Below are 18,140 nucleotides of genomic sequence, written 5' to 3' on the forward strand. Positions count from 1 at the left end.
TTGAGCACACCAACTTACGACGTCGTCGCGATCGGCAATGCGATCGTCGACATCCTCGCCACCGCCGACGACGCGTTCATCGCCGAGATCGGCGTCGCCAAGGGCTCGATGCAGCTCATGTTCTCGTCGGAAGAAGCCGACGCGCTCTACGCCAAGATGGGCCCGGGCATGGAAATCTCGGGCGGGTCGGCCGCCAACACCGTCGCCGGCATTGCCGCGCTCGGCGGCAAATGCGGGTTCATCGGCCAGGTCGCCGACGACCAGCTCGGCCAGGTCTTCGCGCATGACGTCCGCAGCATCGGCATCGAGTTCGCCACGCCGGTCCGCCCGGGCGACCCGACCACCGGCCGCTGCCTGATCTTCGTCACCCCCGACGGCCAGCGCACGATGAACACCTTCCTCGGCGCAGGCCAGTTCCTGCCCGCTGCCGCGATCGACACCGCGATGATCGCCGACAGCGCGATCCTGTATCTCGAAGGCTATCTCTGGGATCCCGAGGAGCCGCGCGCCGCGATGCGCGCCGCGATCGATTGCGCGCGCGACGCAGGGCGGAAGGTCGCCTTCACGCTCAGCGACGTGTTCTGCATCTCGCGCCACGGCGGCGATTTCCGCCAGCTGCTGTCGGACGGCCTGATCGACATCCTGTTCGCCAACGAGAGCGAACTCGTCGCGCTCGCCGAGACGGACGACTTCGACGCAGCCGTCGCCAAGATCTCGGCACAGGTCCCGACCCTGGTCGTCACCCGCGGCGAGCACGGCGCCTGCGCGATCCAGAACGGCGCGCGTGCCGAGGTCAAGGCCGAGCCGATCGCCAAGGTCGTCGACACCACCGGCGCCGGTGACCTGTTCGCGGCTGGCTTCCTCCACGGTCAGGCGCAGGGCTACGACCTGCAGGCGTCGCTGAAGCTCGGCGCGGTCTGCGCAGCCGAGATCATCAGCCATGTCGGCGCCCGCCCGATGGTCGACATGAAGGCGCTCGCCGCCAAGCATATCGGCTGAGCGAAGACTGTTTCCCCGCGAAGGCGGGGACCCAGACTGGGCTCCCGCCTTCGCGGGAGAACAAGCTTTCTAGCAGACAAAAAAAGGGCCGCGGGAGTTTCCTCCCGCGGCCCTTTTCGCGTCCGGTCTCAAAGCGTTCCCGGAGGCGCCCGATCGTCCTCGGCTGCCCCATCATCGAGCCCCAGCCCGACATGGCTGCGCGAACGGCTATACAGGAAGTAGATCAGCAACCCGATCGCACCCCAGCCCGGCAGCACCAGCTTTGCGGTCAGCGGCAGCGACAGATACAGGCCGATGCAGCCGATGATCGCGAGCGGTGCGACGATGTATACCGCCGGCGTGCGGAACGGTCGCTTGCGGCTCGGGTCGGTCTTGCGCAGCACCATCACCGAGATCGCCACCATCATGAACGCGAACAGCGTGCCCGCGTTCGAATAATCGGCGAGCTTGCCGACCGGCAGGACCGCTGCTGCGATAGCTGCGGCGATACCCGTCACGACCGTGACGACATGCGGCGTGCGGAACTTCGGATGGATCGACGCGAGCTTGGCCGGCAACAAACCGTCACGCGCCATCGTGAAGAACACGCGGGTCTGGCCGAACATCATCATCAGCACGACCGACGGCAGCGCCAGCACGGCAGCAAGCCCGACCAGCCGGCCCATGATCGGCCAGTTGATGACCTGAAGCACATGGACGAGTGCTTCCTTCGAGCACACCAGCGGCTCCATCGCGCCGCCTGCGACGATCGCCGCACAACGCCCGGCCATCTCGGCCGAGCCCGGCGCCAGCACGCCGCCATCGGCGGTCGTCACCGGGTTCGCACCGATCGCGCCGATCGCGCCCGACGCGACCAGTAGGTAGAACAGCGTGCAGATGCCGAGGCTGGCGATCAGCCCGATCGGCACGTTGCGCTGCGGGTTCTTGGTCTCCTCCGCTGCCGTCGAAACCGCGTCGAAGCCCACATAGGCGAAGAAGATCGACGCCGCCGCACCCAGCACGCCGACGCCCGACGAACTCAGTGGGTTGCCGACGCCGTAGGGCAGGAACGGATGGAAGTTATCGGCCTTGAGGACGGGAATCGTCAGCGCGATGAACGCGGTCAGCGCGGCGATCTTGATCAGCACCAGCACCGCGTTGACGCGCGCGCTCTCGGTCGTGCCGACGACCAGCAGCCACGTGACGAGCGCGATGACGATCACCGCGGGCAGGTTCATGAACCCGCCGACGGTCATCGCGGTCTGCAGATCGGCGTTGGGCGTCGCGCCGAATGCAACCTGGACGTTCGCCATCAACGCGTCGGCATTGCGCAACCCGTTGGGAATATGGAAACCGATCCCGTCGAGCAGCCCGGCCAGATGGTTCGACCACCCGACCGCAACCGCACTCGCGCCGACCGCATATTCGAGGATCAGCGCCCAGCCGACCATCCACGCGAGCAGCTCACCCGTGACGGCATAGGTATAGGTGTAGGCCGAGCCCGACACCGGCACCATCGACGCGAGTTCGGAATAGCAGAGCGCCGCGACCGCGCAGACGAAGCCCGCGACGACGAAGCTCAGCAACATGCCCGGCCCGGCCTTCTGCGCGGCTTCGGATGTCAGCACGAAGATACCCGTGCCGATCACCGCACCGACGCCCAGCAGCGTCAGCTGGAACGCGCTGAGCGTTCGCGCCAGACCCTTTTTCTCTGCCGTCGCCAGAATGGCATCCAGCGATTTTACGCGACCAAAAATCAACGCGGTGTCCCCCGGGGATAGCGAGGGCCGGGTCAAATGGCCCCCTTTGCTCAAGCGCCCGAGCCTAATGGCAATTTTATTACGCGCAATCCTTTAGTGCGGTGAAGCTGGCCTATCGCGCCAGCATCGGCCCGAGCGGGCGCCCGCCAAAGACATGAACATGCAGATGCGGCACCTCCTGGTGTCCGTCCTGGCCGACGTTTGCGAGCAGCCGATAGCCGGGTTCGAAAAGGCCGGCGGCGCGCGCGACGGTGCCCACCGCACGGATGAACCCGGCGATCTCGGCGTCTGGCGCGCGGTCGGAGAAGTCGTCCCAGGACACGTATGCCCCCTTGGGGATCACAAGCAGGTGAGTCGGCGCCTGCGGGTTGATGTCATGAAAGGCGATCGCAAAGTCATCTTCGTACACCCGCTTCGACGGGATTTCGCCGCGCAGGATCTTAGCGAAGATGTTCTGGTCGTCATAAGGCTGGGTGGCGTCGATCGGCATATATTCCCCTCCCGCTTGCGGGAGGGGTTAGGGGAGGGGCTGGCCATCCCGATCCCGGCGGAGCATGTGCGTCATGCCCTCCCCCGACCCCTCCCGCAAGCGGAAGGGGGGCAGGTCAGCCCGTCCGCCCAGCCTTCTCGATCAGCCCGCCAACGCCCTCGCGCCGCTCCAACTCGGCACGCACGTCGTCTAGGCTAAGCCCCGCATCCGCCAGCAACACGGCCAGATGGAACATCAAGTCCGCCGCTTCCGGCACGATGCTCGCCTCGTCGCCCGAGCACGCCGCGATCACCGTCTCAACCGCTTCCTCGCCGAGCTTCTGCGCGATCTTCGGGCGACCCTTGGCGAACAGGCTCGCAGTATAGGAGGTGTCGGCGGGCGCATCGCGACGCGCGCGGATGGTCGCCTCGAGGCGGTCGAATACGGGGTCCATGCGCGGCGTGCTGACGCAGCAGCACAGGCGGGTCAATCCTCCACGGGCGGTTTGGTCTTCGCGAACCGCTTCCGCAACGCCCGCCGCACGAGGAACACGCCCATCACCGCAAACCCGAACAGCGCGATGTCCGACATCTCGGGGCTCGTGCGCGGGTGGACGACGCCGCTATGCCCGGACTGGACCGAAAGAATGGCAAGCGCGGGCATGCGCTCAGGCCGCCGAACGAACGGGGGTCCGCACCGGAATCCCGGCTGCCGCCAGTGCGGCATGCGCGTCGCCGATCGACGCCTGCCCGAAATGGAAGATCGATGCCGCCAGCACCGCGCTCGCATGCCCGTCGCGGATGCCCGCCACCAGATCGTCGAGCTCACCAACGCCGCCGCTAGCGACTACGGGCACGCTCACCCGGTCCGAAATCGCCCGGATCAGGTCGAGGTCGTAGCCGCTCCGCGTCCCGTCGCGGTCCATCGACGTGACGAGCAACTCGCCAGCTCCGAGTTCGGCGAGCTTCAAGGCATGCGCGATCGCATCGATCCCGGTCGCGCGTCGGCCGCCATGCGTGAACACTTCCCAGCCTCCACCCGACCGCCGCGCATCGACGCTGGCGACGCAGCACTGGCTGCCGAACCGCTCGGCGATATCCGCTACCAGTTCGGGCCGCTCGACCGCCGCGGAGTTCACGGCCACCTTGTCCGCCCCCGCCAGCAACAGCGCCCGCGCATCGTCGGCAGTCCGCACCCCACCACCGACCGTCAGCGGCATGAAGCACACCGCCGCCGTCCGTCGCACGACGTCGAGGATCGTCCCCCGACCTTCATGGCTCGCGCCAATATCGAGGAAACACAGCTCGTCCGCCCCGGCGGCATCATAGGCGCGCGCTTGCTCGACCGGATCGCCCGCATCGCGCAGTTCGACGAAGTTCACGCCCTTCACCACGCGCCCCTCGGCAACGTCGAGACACGGAATCACGCGTGCTCGAACCGTCATGCGCTGTGCCGTAGAATTGCTTTACGCGGAGACGCGGAGACGCGGAGACGCGGCAAAGCCGCTAAGAAAAATATTTCGCGCAGAGGCGCAGAGGCGCTGAGAGAGAGGAAGGGAGCAAGGCCTGACTTCTTGCTCTCCGCGCCTCTGCGCCTCTGCGCGAACAAGTTTCTGCCTGCGGCGCTCAACTTCTCTCCGCGTCTCCGCGTCTCCGCGTGAACCATCATGCAGCCTTCGCCACGCTCAACGCCGCCGCGAGATCGAGCCGCCCGTCGTACAAAGCCCGCCCGGTGATCACGCCCTCGACCCCGTCCCGCACATGCAACGCCAGCACGTGGATCTCGGCGATGCCCTTCACTCCACCGCTGGCGATCACCGGAATGTCCACCGACCGCGCCAGATCGACCGTCGCGTCGACGTTGCACCCCTTCAGCATCCCGTCGCGCCCGACATCGGTGAACAGCAAAGACGCCACCCCCGCATCCTCGAACCGCCGCGCGAGATCGACCGCGCTCGTGGTCGACACGTCCGCCCAGCCCTTGGTCGCGACCATGCCGTCCTTCGCGTCGACCGCGACGACGATCCCGCCCGGAAAATCCTTCGCCACGCCGCGCACGAACTCGGGGTCCTCCAGCGCCGCCGTGCCGATCACGACGCGCGACACGCCCAGATCGAACCAGCCCTCGACGCTCGCCCGCGTCCGGATGCCGCCGCCAAGCTGCACATGCCCCGGAAACTGCGCCACGATCGACCGCACCGCATCGCCGTTGACCGAAGCCCCCGCGAACGCGCCGTCGAGATCGACCACGTGCAGATGCTCCGCCCCCGCCTCGGCGAACAGCATCGCCTGCGCCGCCGGATCGTCGCCGTACACGGTCGCCCGGTCCATATCGCCCTCGGCAAGCCGTACGACCTGACCCGCCTTGAGGTCGATCGCGGGGAAGATAATAAGGCTCACGGCCGCCACTCCAGAAATCGTTCGAGCAAGGCCAAGCCGTAGCGCTGACTCTTCTCAGGATGAAACTGCACGCCGATCATCGTGTCGCGACCGATCGCCGCGGTCACGGGACCGGCATGATCGGTCGTCGCGAGCACGTTGGAACCCTCGAGCGCGAAGCTATGCAGGAAATACGCCTCGCCCGGCTCGATTAGCGGATGCGCCACGGTCGGCACGACGTCGTTCCACCCCATATGCGGCACTTTTGCTTCCATCGTCCCAGGCTCCAGCCGCCGCACGCGTCCCGGAACCCAGCCGAGCCCGGCATGGGTCCCCATCTCCTCCCCCGCCTCGGCCATCAACTGCATACCGACGCAGATCCCGAGAAACGGCGCACCCTCGTCGCGAACCCGCCGGTTCAGCGCCTCGACCATCCCCGGCACCGCGCGCAACGCCGCCGCGCAAGCGCCATACGCGCCCACCCCCGGCAACACGATCCGCTCGGCCTTGGCAACGACGTCCGCATCCGAAGTCACGATCAGATCGACACACCCAGCCGTCCGCAACGCGTTCTCAACCGAATGCAGGTTCCCCGCGCCATAATCGATCAGGGCAAGCGTCAAATCCCCCTCCCGCTTGCGGGAGGGGTTAGGGGAGGGGGTGACATAGCCGCGCGTGCAACGGTCGCGGCCAGGCCCTCCCCCGACCCCTCCCGCAAGCGGGAGGGGAGCATCAGAGCATCCCCTTGGTCGACGGAATCGCGTCGGCCTTGCGCGGATCGATCTCGATCGCCGTCCGCAGCGCGCGCGCGACCCCCTTGAACGCCGCCTCGGCAATGTGGTGGTTGTTCGACCCGTACAGCGTCTCGACGTGCAGCGTGATGCCCGCCGCCTGCGCGAAGCTGTGGAAGAAATGCTCGAACATCTCGGTATCCATGCCGCCAAGCCGCTTCTGCGAGAACAGGTCCTTCCACACCAGCCAAGGCCGCCCGGAAATATCCAGCGCAACGCGAGTCAGCGTCTCGTCCATCGGCGACAGCGCATCGCCGTACCGCGCGATGCCGCGTTTATCGCCGAGCGCCTGCGCGAACGCCTGGCCGATCGCGATGCCGGTATCCTCGACGGTATGATGCTCGTCGATGTGCAGGTCGCCCTTGGTCCGCACGCGGATGTCGATCAGCGAGTGGCGCGACAATTGTTCGAGCATGTGATCGAAGAAACCGACCCCGGTCTCGACGTCGTACACGCCGGTCCCATCGAGGTTCACGGTGACGTCGATCGCCGTCTCGGCGGTGGAGCGGGTGATCGTGGCGGTGCGCATGCCACCTCCCATAACGTGCGCCACGACGCATGCAATCTTGACCGGCATCCGAATGGCGCTACCCAAGGGATATGACCGATGGACTGCCCGATAGCCTGATTCCGTACGACGAGATCGTACAAGAAGCCCTGCGTGCCGTGGTCGGCCGCGTGCTCGGTTCGGTCGCGGAGGCCGGCGGGCTTCCCGGCGAGCATCATTTCTACATCACCTTCAAGACGCAGGCGCCCGGCGTCGACATCCCCAAGCGCCTGATCGAGCGCTTCCCGGACGAGATGACGATCGTCATGCAGAACCGCTACTGGGACCTCATCGTCGACGACGAGCGCTTCTCGATCGGGCTGTCGTTCAACCAGGTCCCGTCGAAACTCGTGATCCCGTATTCGGCAATCACCGCGTTCCAGGATCCGGCGGTAAGCTTCGAACTCCGCTTCCAGGCGCAGGAAGGTGCGGAGGACGCGCTCGGCGACCATGACGAAGCAGAAAACGACGGCCCGACCGCAGTCCCGATCGAAGATGGCTCGAACGTCGTAGCCGTGGATTTCAAGCGGAAAAAGTGACCCCCTAAACTCCCTCGCCCCTACGGGGAGAGGGAAGGGGCCCGCGGCACTTGCCGTGGGAAGGGAGAGGGGAGTGAGGCTAAGGCCGCTTCCTCCCAAAGCCCCTCACCCTTCCGTCGCCTGCGGCTCCTCCCTGCCTCTCCCCGAAGGGGCGAGGGACCCACGCAAGCCCCGGAAGGTTCTTCCCTCATGACCACCCGCACAGAAACCGACACGATCGGCCCGATCGAAGTCCCCGTCGACGCCTATTGGGGCGCCCAGACCGAACGCTCGATCGAGAACTTCCCCTTCGCCACCCGCGAACGCATGCCGATCGAGATCGTCCACGCGCTCGCCCTCGTCAAACAGGCCGCAGCCCGCGTAAACCGCTCGCACGGCCTCGACGAAACCATCGCTACCGCGATCGACTCCGCCGCGCAGGAAGTCATCGACGGCAAGCTCGACGACCAGTTCCCCCTCGTCATATGGCAGACGGGCAGCGGCACGCAGTCGAACATGAACGTCAACGAGGTCATCGCCGGCCGCGCCAACGAAGTTCTCACCGGCACGCGCGGCGGCAAGTCGCCCGTCCACCCCAACGACCACGTCAACATGAGCCAGTCGTCCAACGACAGCTTCCCGACCGCGCTCCACATTGCCGCCGCCATCGCCACCACGCACCGCCTGATCCCCGCACTCGACAAGCTCCACGCATCCCTCGACGCGAAGGCCAACGCTTGGGACGACATCGTCAAGATTGGCCGCACCCACCTCCAGGACGCGACGCCGCTAACGCTCGGCCAGGAATTTTCCGGCTACGCGAACCAGCTCTACCGCTGCCGCCACCGCATCGAGCCCGCGATCAGCCACGGCATGGTCATCCTCGCGCAGGGCGGCACCGCGGTCGGCACCGGCCTCAACGCGCCCGCCGGCTTCGGCGACGCGATCGCGCACGAACTCGCCGAGATCACCGGCCTGCCGTTCGTCAGCGCGCGCAACAAGTTCGAGGCACTCGCGTCGAACGACCCGCTCGTCCACCTCTCGGGCACGCTCAACACGCTGGCGGTCGCGCTGACCAAGATCGCCAACGACATCCGCCTGCTCGGCTCGGGCCCGCGTTGCGGCTTCGGCGAGATCGACCTTCCCGCCAATGAGCCCGGCAGCTCGATCATGCCGGGCAAGGTGAACCCGACGCAGTGCGAGATGCTGACGATGGTCGCGGGGCAAGTGATGGGCAACCACGTCGCGGTCACCGTCGGCGGCATGCAGGGCCATCTCGAGTTGAACGTGTTCAAGCCACTGATCGGCGCCAACGTGCTGCGCTCGATCGACCTGCTGGCGACTGCGATGGAAGGATTCGCGGAACGCTGCGTCGATGGCATCGAACCTAATCGCGGGCGCATCGCAGACCTGCTCGACCGCTCGCTGATGCTCGTCACCGCGCTCGCCCCCGAGATCGGCTACGACGCGGCCGCGAAGATCGCCAAATACGCGCACGCCGAAGGCCTGACGCTTAAGGAAGCAGGGCTCGCGCTCGGCTTGGTCGACGCCGAAACCTTCGACCGCGTCGTCAAACCCGAATCAATGCTCGGCCGCTAACCTTCCGCGCTCATTCCGTCATCCTGACGAAAGTCAGGACCCAGAGCCACGATCGGCCCGCTGAGTAATTCTGGGTCCTGACTTTCGTCAGGATGACGGATGGTAGTGGGGCGCGGGAACCCAATCCTCCGCCAAACGCTAACCCGCCACACGGACAGGAGAAATTACGTGGGCGCAACGACCATAGGCGCGCTGATCGGCGCAGGCATCGACTCGCTCAGCGGCGACGACGGCAACGCGGACGGCGCGATCATCGGTGCGATCACCGCCAATTTACTCAAGATCGTCGTGCCGTTAGCCGTGACCTACGCGATCGGCTGGGCAGTGCTGCGCGGTGCAGCGGAACTCAAGGACCAGGTTTTCGGGGAGTCAGAAGCATGATCGGACGTATTATCAGTGCATTGGTTGGCCGCGAGATGGGCCGTCGCGACGGTTCGGGCGGAGCCTCGGGCGCGGTAAAGGGTGTCGTGGCGATGGGCCTGATGCGCCGCATGGGCCCGCTCGGCATGATCCTCGGCGGCGGTTACGCAGCCAAGAAGGCCTATGACCGTAACAAGGCCCGCAAGGCCGGCTATTAATCCGCCTTCGTAATACCACGCGCGGGCCGCGCATGGGTTGACGCCCATATGCGGTCCGCGGCAAGGGCGCGCATGCCCCACACACTTCCGTCCGACCCGCATGGTTTCCGTCGTCGCGGAGTCCTGTTCGTCCTGTCCTCGCCGTCCGGTGCCGGCAAGTCGACCATCGCGCGCAGATTGCTCGCGGACGAGCACGAACTCGAAATGTCGGTCTCGGTGACGACCCGCTCGGTGCGACCCGGCGAAGTCGACGGCAAGGATTACCATTTCACCGATCTCGAGGGTTTTCGCGACATGGTTGCGAAGGACGAGTTCCTCGAATGGGCACACGTCTTCAACCACCGCTACGGCACGCCGCGCGCGCAGGTCGAGGAACTCCTCGCGGCCGGCAAGGATGTGCTCTTCGACATCGACTGGCAGGGCGCGCAACAGCTGTTCCAGATCGCCGGCGGCGACGTCGTCCGTGTCTTCATCTTCCCGCCCTCGATGGAAGAACTCCACCGCCGCCTCACCAGCCGCGGCACCGATTCGGAAGAAGTGATCGAAGCCCGCATGTCGCGCGCGGCGAACGAGGTGAGCCACTGGGACGGCTATGACTATGTGCTGGTCAACGACGATGTCGACAGCTGCATCCGCGGCGTGAAGACGATCCTTGCTGCGGAACGCCTCAAGCGCTCGCGCCAGACCGGGCTGATCGGTTTTATCCGTCGCCTGACGCGCTGATCTTCACCCCTTCCTGAAAGGGAGGGGCCGGGGGTGGGTCGGCTGCTGGGGAATCGCTGCGTCAGCCAATAGGCCGACCCACCCCCAACCCCTCCCTTCCAAGGAGGGGAGCAGGTTACACCAGCCCCAGAAACTCTACCCCGACACCAAACTCCTTGCGCTTCAACTCGCGCAACTGGGTCGCCTGCCAGTCCTCGCCCCACATCTCGACCGACCAGTCCTCGTCGATCCCCGCCGCCGCCCAGGCCGCATCGGCATCGATCTCGCCCTCGATCAGCGCCAGCCCGATCACCAGCGAGCCGGTCAACGTCACCACCGGCGACAGGCCCGCCAGCCTAAAATCGTCATACGCCGCGACCGCCTCCTGCAGCCGCGCGACCGTCGCCGCCGGTTGCGCGACGTGCATCACGCCGGTGGTGACTGCGAACGTCACGTCGTACCGACCCCGCGCCCACGCCAGCAGCGGATCCCAGGACGCCGCCTGCCGCTCGACCAGCAACGGTGGCCCCTCCGCGCGGTAGCAGAGCAGATCGCTCTCGCCATACGCCGCCAGCCGCGCCGCGAACTGCGCAGGGTCGTTCGCGATCGGATCGGTCGCCGCATTGGCGAGTCCGGTCAGCGGCATTGTCCGCGGGTTGATCGTCTCGCCGACCGCACGCCATTCCGCCGCGACCGCCTCGGCCAGCGCATCGCTCGGCAACGCGAGCGGCCGCCGCCCGGGCGTCCGCACCGGCTTGCCATCGAGCGTCACCACTCGGTCCGCATCGATCGCGACGTCTGTCCAGAACCGCTTCATGCGCCCATTCCGTTCATTCAGGCGGACTCCGCCAGCGATGCGCCAGACTGCGCGGCACGGTGGCGATCATCGCCATTGCCGACAACACGATCGCCGTCCCGAGGATCTTCGGCCCGAGATCATGCGCGCGCGCGATCAGGATCAGCCCGAGCAGCGCGCCTGCCACCCCTGCCAGTCGCACCGCGACCAGCACGAACCAGCGCCGCTGCGCGAGCTTGTCGGCGTCGGTCATCGTGGCGCCACCATGTGGAGCAAGTCCGGCACGGTCGCCGCGACGACATCCGCACCCGCATCCGAAAGCTCGTGCACGTCGTGATACCCCCACGCGACCCCGACCGCGCGCACACCGGCGGCCCGCGCCATCGCCATGTCGAAGCTCGTATCGCCGATCATCGCGGTCGTCTCGACGGTCGCACCTGCCTCGGCGATCGCCGCGAGCAGCATCGCCGGATCGGGCTTCGACGGATGCCGGTCCGCGGTCTGCAGCGTCACGAACCGATCGGTGATCCCGTGCGCCGCGAGGATATGCGCGAGACCCCGGTCCGACTTCCCCGTCGCCACGCCGAGCAGCCAGCCGTCTGCGGCGAGTGTCTCGATCACCTCGGCAATCCCCTCGAACAGCGGCTCGTCGGCAAGCTCGCCACTCGCGCGCATCGCATGGAACGCGTTCTTGTAGTCGGTGGCAAGCGACCGGTGCAGCGCATCGTCCGCCTCCGGCAGCAATACCTGCATCACCTCGACGAGACTAAGCCCGACGATCCGCCGAATGGCCGCACGTGGCGGCGGGATCAGCCCGGCGCCCTCGAACGCACGCTCGCACGCGACGCAGATATTCGCCTGGCTGTCGACGAGCGTCCCGTCGCAATCGAACACGGCAAGACGGATCATGAGATTTTCCAACGCATCGCCGCCTCGTAGATCACGCGTGCACGCGAGGGAACGCCAAACCGGAACGCGCGCGCCTGCGAACGGTTCGTGTCAGATATCTCTGGAGACTCAACGATGGCGCACGCACAGACCGATACCCCGAACATCTGGGCCGCCGCCGCCGCGGGGCTGGTTGCCGGCTTGGCCGCGTCATTGGCGATGGACCTGTTCCAGGCCGGCATCGCCGCGCTGTCCTCATCGGAGAGCGATGCGGAACCGGCGACTGAGAAGGCGGCGGACAAGGTGTCGCAGGCGGTGGTCGGCCACGAAATCCCCGACGACCGCAAACCGCTCGCCGGGCAGGTCGTGCATTATGCGCTCGGGGCAGGGCTCGGGATCGCCTATGCGGTGGCGGCGGAATACCGGCCATCGGTGACCGCGGGATTCGGGACGGCGTTCGCGGCGGTGACGACGACGGTGCTCGATGAGGCGGCGGTTCCGGCGGTGGGGCTAGGCGACGCCCCGTGGAACACCGCGCCAACGACGCATCTGTATAGCGCCGCGTCGCATATCGTGTTCGGGACGGTGACCGAGGGCGTGCGGCGGTTGCTGCTGGTGTGGCTGAAGTAGGACGCGACTAGTTCCTCCGCGAAGGCGGGGGCCCAGGAATCAAGCAGCGTTACGACCATGACTCCTGGACCCCCACCTTCGCGGGGGAACAAAAGTTCGCGGAAGCCTCCAAACAAACCACGCCACCCGGCGAAGGTCGGGGCCCAATTAGGGGACGTCGCTAACGGACGTCATTGCTCCGTTACCTCAACCTTTCCAATTGGGCCCCGGCCTTCGCCGGGGTGGTGTGAGAGGTGAGGAGGCTGTCAGTTTCCCTAGCTCCCCCCTCTCCCCACGGGGAGAGGGAAGGGGCCCGCGGCCGTTTGGCCGTGGGAAGGATGAGGGCACGCGTCAGCCGAAGAGCATCAACTACCGAGTCCCAGGCCCACTCCGAGGCCCAGGCTTCCCAGCTCCCCCCGGACGACCACGCCCCGCCGGCTTGGCCCCCTCAACCCGCGACCCACTCCGCGGCGCCCCGAACTTCGACCCAGCCCCGGTCCGAGGCCCACCCGTCTTCGGCGCAGGCTTGCCCGTCGCCTTCTCCTCGACAACCCCACGCCCACGCCGCTCACCCTTACGGTCTTTCCGCACCGACTTCGCATGCGCCCTAGCCCGCGACTTCATCTGCTCGCGCGTCGGCGCGGTCTTCTCGTCGAGCACCAGGTCGTCGCCCAGCTTCTCCTCGAAACCCAATTGCTTGAGGCTCTCGGCGAAATGCGTCGGCAGTTCCGCGGTCACGTCGATCGATCCACCATCCGGATGATCCACCTTAATGCGGCGCGCGTGCAAATGCATTTTCCGCGAGATCCCGCCGGTCAGGAACGCAGCAGCCCCGCCATACTTGCCATCACCGACGATCGGGTGCCCGATCGCCGCCATGTGCACGCGCAACTGGTGAGTCCGCCCCGTGAACGGCTGCAACTCGACCCACGCAGCACGGTTGCCCGCACGCTCGATCACCCGGTACCGCGTCCGCGCCGGCGCGCCCTCGGCCTCGTCGACGTGCATCTTCTCGCCACCGGTGCCCGGCTGCTTCGCGATCGGCAGCTCGATCATGCCGTCCTCGATCGACGGCACGTCGACCACCAGCGCCCAATAGACTTTCCGCGCAGTCCGCCCCGAAAACGCCTTCGCAAAGAACGCCGCCGCGCGCGACGTGCGCGCCACCAGCAGCGCGCCGGACGTATCCTTGTCGAGCCGGTGGACCAGCTTCGGCCGACCCTCGTTGTCGTACTGGAGCCCGTCGAGCAGCCCGTCGACATGCTGCGTCGTCTTGGTCCCGCCCTGCGTCGCGAGACCCGGCGGCTTGTTCAGCACGAACGCCTGGAAATCCTTGTGGATGACCATGGACTGCGCGAGCTCGGTTTCCTCGTCCGACAGGATGACGCGTTCGCGCACCCGCCTTGGCTTGTCGACGTCGGCCGCGGCCTTGTCGGCTTCGGGCGGCGGCACGCGCAGCATCTGGCCCGCCGCGATCCGGTCGCCCGGCGTCGCGCGCGCGCCGTCGACGCGGAGTTGCCCGGTGCGCGCCCACATCGCCACCGTCGTGAAGCTCGTATCCGGCAGATGCCGCTTGAACCACCGGTCCAGCCGGATGCCGTCATCGTCGAACCCGACGTTGAACTCGCGGAAACCCGTATCGCTATCGCTTTTGCCCGCAGTCATGCGACGGCCCTTACTGCGGAGAGACCCGCGAACAACGCGGCGACCGAACCGATCACCGACACCAAAACATACCCGAACGCGACGCCGAATGCGCCGCGTTCGATCATCGTGACGACATCCAGCGAGAAGCTCGAGAACGTCGTGAATCCCCCCAACACGCCTACGCCAAGCAGCAGCCGCCACGTTTCCGAAGCGGTATTGCGGGCAAGCACGCCAACCAGCACCCCCATCAGCAACCCACCGATCAGATTCACGGCAAGCGTACCAAAGGGATAGTCAGGACCGAGCAACGACAGCATCGCGCGGCCAGTCAGATAGCGCGCGCCGGATCCGACCGCACCACCGACCATGACATAGAGAAGGGGAAGCATTCTCGCGCCCTAGCGTGAATCGGGCAAAACGGAAAGGTGCGCCGCGGGAAGGGGATGTGCGCTTCATCGGGGGCAGTTCGAGATCGCCGAGCGAGCGCTGTCCCAAAATGTTTCCCTGCGAAGGCGGGGACCCAGACTGGGCTCCCGCCTTCGCGGGAGAACAAGGAGAGGGGAGGTAACATCGCCCCAACCCGCCACCACCCCGGCGAAGGCCGGGGCCCAATTGGAAAGGTCGCAGTAACGAAGGATCGCACTCAATTAGCAACGTTTCTCAATTGGGTCCCGGCCTCCGCCGGGTGGTGCACCTATCGCAACACCTCACCGCCCGGCGTTGGAAACCATATCCACATCGCTCCCGCCACCAGCCCGCGCCGTCACATACACAACGTAAGCGTCATTCCCCCGAACCCCGCCCAGCACATGCTGCCGCCCGTCCGTGCTATGCCCCGCCGAATACCCAGCCACGCTAGCCTTCGTAAAATACCAGTCGAGCATCTTCTGCATCGGCGCGGCGCTCGCGAAACTCACCACGCGCAACCGACACCCGTCCCGATCCGCCCCCGCAGCCTCGGTCAGCCGCGCCGCCGGATACAGCGGCAGGTCCGCCGGCAACCGGTTCGCCCACCCCGCCGAATAGCCAATCTTCTGCGCACAAACGCCCGCATCCGGCGTCGTCTGCCGCTCCGCCAGTGCCCCCAGCGTCAGCGCGCCGTTCGCGGTCTTGCACTCCGGACAGTCGTTGGAGGCCGCCGGCGCGCGCTTGAGAGTCCGCGGATCGACCGGATCGGCCTTCAGAGGACCTTCCGGCGGCACCGCGCCGCTATCCGGCCGAGGCGGCGGGCGCACCGCGTCGGTATTCGACGACTGTGCCAGCCGGGGATCGACCATGATCTGCCCACCCAGAGACGACGTCAGCGCCGGATCGCGCACCGCGCCGTTGGTCAACTCGGCATCGAGGCTGTTGAGATCCTGCTGGTCGGTCGACGACCGTCCGCACGCGGCCAGCGCAAGTGGGAGGAGCAGGGCGGAGCGCAGCGAAAAAGTCATCACTCGCATCCTATGCGCGCCCGCCGATGAAGAAAGCGTTTTCCGCACACCCTCGATCCTCCCCCGCCAGGGGGAGGTGGCTGGCGCTTGCCAGACGGAGGGGGAGGCACGCGCCAACGACTGTTTCGTATCCTCCCCCTCCGTCACCTTCGGTGCCACCTCCCCCTGCGGGGGAGGATCGTAAGGGCCCGCCAAGTCTTGCCCGAACCGGTCCGACTCGCCATGTTCACCCCATGCTGAACATCGTCTCGATCCTCATCGGCCTCGTCACCTTGGTGCTCGGCCTCGTCGCGTTCATCCCGCTGCTCGGCTGGATGAACTGGCTCGTCATCCCGATCGGCATCGTCGGCGCCGCGGTCGGCGCGCTCTCGTCGAGCAGTGGCGGCCGCAACCTCAACATCGTGCTGATCATCATCTTCGCGCTCCGCCTCAGCCTCGGCGGCGGGATTATCTGACGCAAGAAGGGCCCGGCGTTTCCACCGGGCCCTCCAATCGCAAGCACGCAACATCTTTATGCGGCGAGATTATGCTCCAGCGTGATCTCGGCGTTGAGCACCTTTGACACCGGGCAGTTCGCCTTGGCGTCCGCGGCGATCGCCTCGAACTCTTCCTTCGAGATGCCGTCGACCTTCGCGTTCAGCGTCAGTGCCGACTTGGTGATCTTGAACCCGTCGCCATCCTTGTCGAGCGTCACCTTCGCCCACGTCTCGAGCGTGCCGGCCTCATATCCCTTGCTGGCGAGCGCAAAGCTCAGCGCCATCGTGAAGCACGATGCATGCGCGGCCGCGATCAGCTCCTCGGGGTTGGTGCCGGGCTCATTCTCGAAGCGCGTGTTGAAGCCGTACGGGCTGTCGGACAGCACGCCCGACTGGGTCGAGACATGGCCCTTGCCGCTCTTGCCGAGGCCTTCATACTTTGCCGAACCGCTGCGTGTGGTCATCGTTTTGATCCTTCATCGGACAAGAAAAAAGGCGCCGCGGTTTCCCACGACGCCCTTCCACAACGCGCAACTATCGAAATAGCGGCATTGATTTCGCCGATGAGTGTCAGCGGCAACGACGGTTGTTGTTGCTCGTGCCCTTGTCGATCGCGCGACCGGCGAGGCCACCGAGGACGGCGCCGCCCAGCGTGCCGACCGTCCGGTCGCCGCGGGTGTCGACCGTGCGGCCGAGCAGTGCGCCGCCGACGCCGCCGATGATCGTGCCGGTCGTGCCGTTGTTCTTCTTGCAATAGACCCGGCCGTCACGACCACGCCATTCGCGCCGATCGCGCGCATCGGCGGCCGACACGGGAACGAGGACGGTCGGCAGGACCATTGCGCTGAGGCCCATGGCCAGAACGAACTTACGCATGATGTAACTCCCTAGTGAATTGATCTGCTGGTATAACGAAGCCGCTATAGCGCCAGTTGCATGAACCAAAAACAACACCGCGTTCATGCTGGCGTTCATCTTCGCGGCCGGCATCGGCGCGTTGCTATCAACAGCCGACGGGCATCATCCCGCGGTCCCGCTTTACGCTGGATGGCAGGCCGGTTACGCCGCGGCGATGTTGCCCGTGCCCTTGCCCGTCGAGATCCTGCCCGTCGCCGCGCCTTGGTTCGACCTCGCAGGCCTAGCGGTGTTCGCCGCATCGGGTGCGCTGGCAGCGGCCAAGCGCGGCCAAACGTTCGTGACGCTCGTGTTCTTCGGGCTCATCACCGGCGTCGGCGGCGGCACGGTGCGCGACCTGCTGATCGGCGCGCCGGTGTTCTGGGTCCATGACGCGCGCGCCGCGAGCGTGTGCCTGGGTGTGGCGCTGCTGATCTGGGTGACGCCCGAGCGCTGGTGGAAGGACGAGGCGCTTGGCTGGTTCGACGCGGTCGGGCTTGCTGCGTATGCGGTGTACGGCGCGGCGAAGGCGCTGGGGTACGGCGTGCCGCCGGTACCGGCGGCGCTGATGGGCGTGATGACCGCGTGCGTCGGCGGCATCATCCGCGACGTGCTGGCGGGCGAACCGTCGATCCTGATGCGGCCGGAATTGTACGTGACGGCGGCGGCGCTGGCGGCGGCGAGTTATGTGGGGCTGGTGTTGCTGGGTGTGCCGCTTGCGTTGGCGGCGGTGATCGCGGCGAGTGCAGGGTTCACGTTGAGGGCGGCCGCGATCCGCTTTCACTTGGCGCTGCCGGCATACGGTGGGCGCCGCTAACCCCTCGCGCACCAACAGTTTGTTTCCCCGCGAAGGCGGGGACCCAGTCTGGGCTCCCGCCTTCGCGGGAGAACAAGGGGGGGTGGGCGGCCGGTTGAGCTTGAACCGACAATTACCACTTGTCGGCCTGATCTCTACTGGTCGGCCGAAGCACCTTCCATCTTCCCCACCACCCCGGCGAAGGCCGGGGCCCAATTGGGGAACGTCGCTAACAATGGACTGCGTTTCGTTACTACAGCCTCACCAATTGGGCCCCG

25 protein-coding genes are annotated in these 18,140 nt (G+C 66.6%); 9 read left to right on the plus strand and 16 right to left on the minus strand.

Annotated features, from left to right (window positions below; genetic code table 11):
* Positions 1-999 carry an adenosine kinase gene (locus C8J39_RS15410; RefSeq protein ID WP_120301283.1) on the plus strand — a complete coding sequence of 333 codons (999 nt, stop codon included), beginning with the start codon at positions 1-3 and terminating at the stop codon, positions 997-999.
* A 128-nt stretch (positions 1,000-1,127) separates the two neighbouring features.
* Here C8J39_RS15410 and C8J39_RS15415 read toward each other — a convergent pair whose 3' ends face one another.
* The 8 genes from C8J39_RS15415 to hisB all read right to left on the minus strand — a co-directional run bounded on the left by C8J39_RS15415 (position 1,128) and on the right by hisB (position 6,905).
* A complete protein-coding gene (locus tag C8J39_RS15415) occupies positions 1,128-2,738 on the minus strand; it encodes an amino acid permease (RefSeq protein ID WP_120301284.1) in 1,611 nt (536 codons plus the stop codon).
* Positions 2,739-2,850: 112 nt separating this feature from the next.
* Positions 2,851-3,228 (minus strand): histidine triad nucleotide-binding protein, encoded by a 378-nt coding sequence (locus tag C8J39_RS15420; protein WP_120301285.1) that lies wholly within the window; start codon positions 3,226-3,228, stop codon positions 2,851-2,853.
* A gap of 115 nt (positions 3,229-3,343) precedes the next feature.
* Entirely contained in the window at positions 3,344-3,661 is a 318-nt protein-coding gene (locus C8J39_RS15430) for a phosphoribosyl-ATP diphosphatase (protein WP_120301286.1), read from the minus strand.
* Between the two features lie 32 nt (positions 3,662-3,693).
* Positions 3,694-3,870, minus strand: a complete 177-nt coding sequence (locus C8J39_RS18860) for a hypothetical protein (protein ID WP_165895261.1) — start codon at positions 3,868-3,870, stop codon at positions 3,694-3,696.
* A gap of 4 nt (positions 3,871-3,874) precedes the next feature.
* On the minus strand, positions 3,875-4,651 hold the full coding sequence (hisF, locus tag C8J39_RS15435; RefSeq protein WP_120301287.1) for an imidazole glycerol phosphate synthase subunit HisF: 777 nt from the start codon (positions 4,649-4,651) through the stop codon (positions 3,875-3,877).
* Positions 4,652-4,871: 220 nt separating this feature from the next.
* Complete coding sequence (gene hisA, locus C8J39_RS15440; protein ID WP_120301399.1) at positions 4,872-5,606, minus strand: 1-(5-phosphoribosyl)-5-[(5-phosphoribosylamino)methylideneamino]imidazole-4-carboxamide isomerase; 735 nt, start codon at positions 5,604-5,606, stop codon at positions 4,872-4,874.
* Entirely contained in the window at positions 5,603-6,208 is a 606-nt protein-coding gene (hisH, locus tag C8J39_RS15445) for an imidazole glycerol phosphate synthase subunit HisH (protein WP_120301288.1), read from the minus strand. The genes hisA and hisH overlap by 4 nt, the downstream gene beginning before the upstream one ends.
* A 109-nt stretch (positions 6,209-6,317) precedes the next feature.
* A complete protein-coding gene (gene hisB, locus C8J39_RS15450) occupies positions 6,318-6,905 on the minus strand; it encodes an imidazoleglycerol-phosphate dehydratase HisB (protein WP_120301289.1) in 588 nt (195 codons plus the stop codon).
* 71 nt (positions 6,906-6,976) lie between these two features.
* Between hisB and C8J39_RS15455 the strand changes: the two genes are divergently transcribed.
* The 5 genes from C8J39_RS15455 (at position 6,977) to gmk (ending at position 10,341) form a co-directional block, all read left to right on the plus strand.
* A complete protein-coding gene (locus C8J39_RS15455; RefSeq protein WP_056489744.1) occupies positions 6,977-7,462 on the plus strand; it encodes an SspB family protein in 486 nt (161 codons plus the stop codon).
* A 189-nt stretch (positions 7,463-7,651) separates the two neighbouring features.
* Positions 7,652-9,040, plus strand: a complete 1,389-nt coding sequence (gene fumC, locus C8J39_RS15460; RefSeq protein ID WP_120301290.1) for a class II fumarate hydratase — start codon at positions 7,652-7,654, stop codon at positions 9,038-9,040.
* Between the two features lie 168 nt (positions 9,041-9,208).
* The gene (locus C8J39_RS15465) at positions 9,209-9,421 is read left to right on the plus strand and encodes a hypothetical protein (RefSeq protein WP_120301291.1); all 213 of its coding nucleotides are present in this window, start codon (positions 9,209-9,211) and stop codon (positions 9,419-9,421) included.
* Complete coding sequence (locus C8J39_RS15470) at positions 9,418-9,618, plus strand: hypothetical protein (protein WP_056052077.1); 201 nt, start codon at positions 9,418-9,420, stop codon at positions 9,616-9,618. Before C8J39_RS15465 ends, C8J39_RS15470 begins: the two co-directional genes overlap by 4 nt.
* Positions 9,619-9,690: 72 nt before the next feature.
* Positions 9,691-10,341, plus strand: a complete 651-nt coding sequence (gmk, locus tag C8J39_RS15475) for a guanylate kinase (RefSeq protein WP_056489738.1) — start codon at positions 9,691-9,693, stop codon at positions 10,339-10,341.
* Positions 10,342-10,456: 115 nt separating this feature from the next.
* Here gmk and C8J39_RS15480 read toward each other — a convergent pair whose 3' ends face one another.
* The 3 genes from C8J39_RS15480 to C8J39_RS15490 are packed head-to-tail and all read right to left on the minus strand — an operon-like array spanning position 10,457 to position 12,025.
* Positions 10,457-11,137 (minus strand): ATP12 family chaperone protein, encoded by a 681-nt coding sequence (locus C8J39_RS15480; RefSeq protein WP_120301292.1) that lies wholly within the window; start codon positions 11,135-11,137, stop codon positions 10,457-10,459.
* A 13-nt stretch (positions 11,138-11,150) separates the two neighbouring features.
* On the minus strand, positions 11,151-11,369 hold the full coding sequence (locus C8J39_RS15485; protein WP_120301293.1) for a hypothetical protein: 219 nt from the start codon (positions 11,367-11,369) through the stop codon (positions 11,151-11,153).
* A complete protein-coding gene (locus C8J39_RS15490; RefSeq protein ID WP_120301294.1) occupies positions 11,366-12,025 on the minus strand; it encodes an HAD-IA family hydrolase in 660 nt (219 codons plus the stop codon). The genes C8J39_RS15485 and C8J39_RS15490 overlap by 4 nt, the downstream gene beginning before the upstream one ends.
* 114 nt (positions 12,026-12,139) lie before the next feature.
* Here C8J39_RS15490 and C8J39_RS15495 point away from each other — a divergent pair, with 114 nt between their 5' ends.
* Positions 12,140-12,634 (plus strand): DUF1440 domain-containing protein, encoded by a 495-nt coding sequence (locus tag C8J39_RS15495; RefSeq protein WP_120301295.1) that lies wholly within the window; start codon positions 12,140-12,142, stop codon positions 12,632-12,634.
* A 348-nt stretch (positions 12,635-12,982) separates the two neighbouring features.
* Here the strand turns inward: C8J39_RS15495 and C8J39_RS15500 are convergent, their stop codons facing one another.
* From C8J39_RS15500 to C8J39_RS15510, 3 genes are all read right to left on the minus strand, one after another.
* Positions 12,983-14,278, minus strand: coding sequence for an RluA family pseudouridine synthase (locus C8J39_RS15500; RefSeq protein WP_120301296.1), 1,296 nt, complete (start codon positions 14,276-14,278; stop codon positions 12,983-12,985).
* Complete coding sequence (gene crcB / locus C8J39_RS15505) at positions 14,275-14,649, minus strand: fluoride efflux transporter CrcB (RefSeq protein WP_183038018.1); 375 nt, start codon at positions 14,647-14,649, stop codon at positions 14,275-14,277. Before crcB ends, C8J39_RS15500 begins: the two co-directional genes overlap by 4 nt.
* Positions 14,650-14,967: 318 nt before the next feature.
* Positions 14,968-15,696: a hypothetical protein gene (locus C8J39_RS15510; protein WP_243650197.1), complete on the minus strand. Its 729-nt coding sequence runs from the start codon at positions 15,694-15,696 to the stop codon at positions 14,968-14,970.
* 233 nt (positions 15,697-15,929) lie between these two features.
* Here C8J39_RS15510 and C8J39_RS15515 point away from each other — a divergent pair, with 233 nt between their 5' ends.
* Entirely contained in the window at positions 15,930-16,151 is a 222-nt protein-coding gene (locus C8J39_RS15515; RefSeq protein WP_056052052.1) for a hypothetical protein, read from the plus strand.
* Between the two features lie 56 nt (positions 16,152-16,207).
* On the opposite strand, the gene C8J39_RS15520 is transcribed toward C8J39_RS15515, so the two are convergent.
* Together C8J39_RS15520 and C8J39_RS15525 are read right to left on the minus strand one after the other, a co-directional pair.
* Positions 16,208-16,636: an OsmC family protein gene (locus C8J39_RS15520; protein ID WP_120301298.1), complete on the minus strand. Its 429-nt coding sequence runs from the start codon at positions 16,634-16,636 to the stop codon at positions 16,208-16,210.
* Between the two features lie 106 nt (positions 16,637-16,742).
* Positions 16,743-17,048 carry a glycine zipper 2TM domain-containing protein gene (locus C8J39_RS15525; RefSeq protein ID WP_056489725.1) on the minus strand — a complete coding sequence of 102 codons (306 nt, stop codon included), beginning with the start codon at positions 17,046-17,048 and terminating at the stop codon, positions 16,743-16,745.
* A 196-nt stretch (positions 17,049-17,244) separates the two neighbouring features.
* Between C8J39_RS15525 and C8J39_RS15530 the strand changes: the two genes are divergently transcribed.
* Positions 17,245-17,883 (plus strand): trimeric intracellular cation channel family protein, encoded by a 639-nt coding sequence (locus C8J39_RS15530; protein WP_056066054.1) that lies wholly within the window; start codon positions 17,245-17,247, stop codon positions 17,881-17,883.
* Positions 17,884-18,140: the final 257 nt, after the last annotated feature.

Source organism: Sphingomonas sp. PP-CC-1A-547 (assembly GCF_003610375.1).
Taxonomy (GTDB): Bacteria; Pseudomonadota; Alphaproteobacteria; order Sphingomonadales; family Sphingomonadaceae; genus Sphingomonas.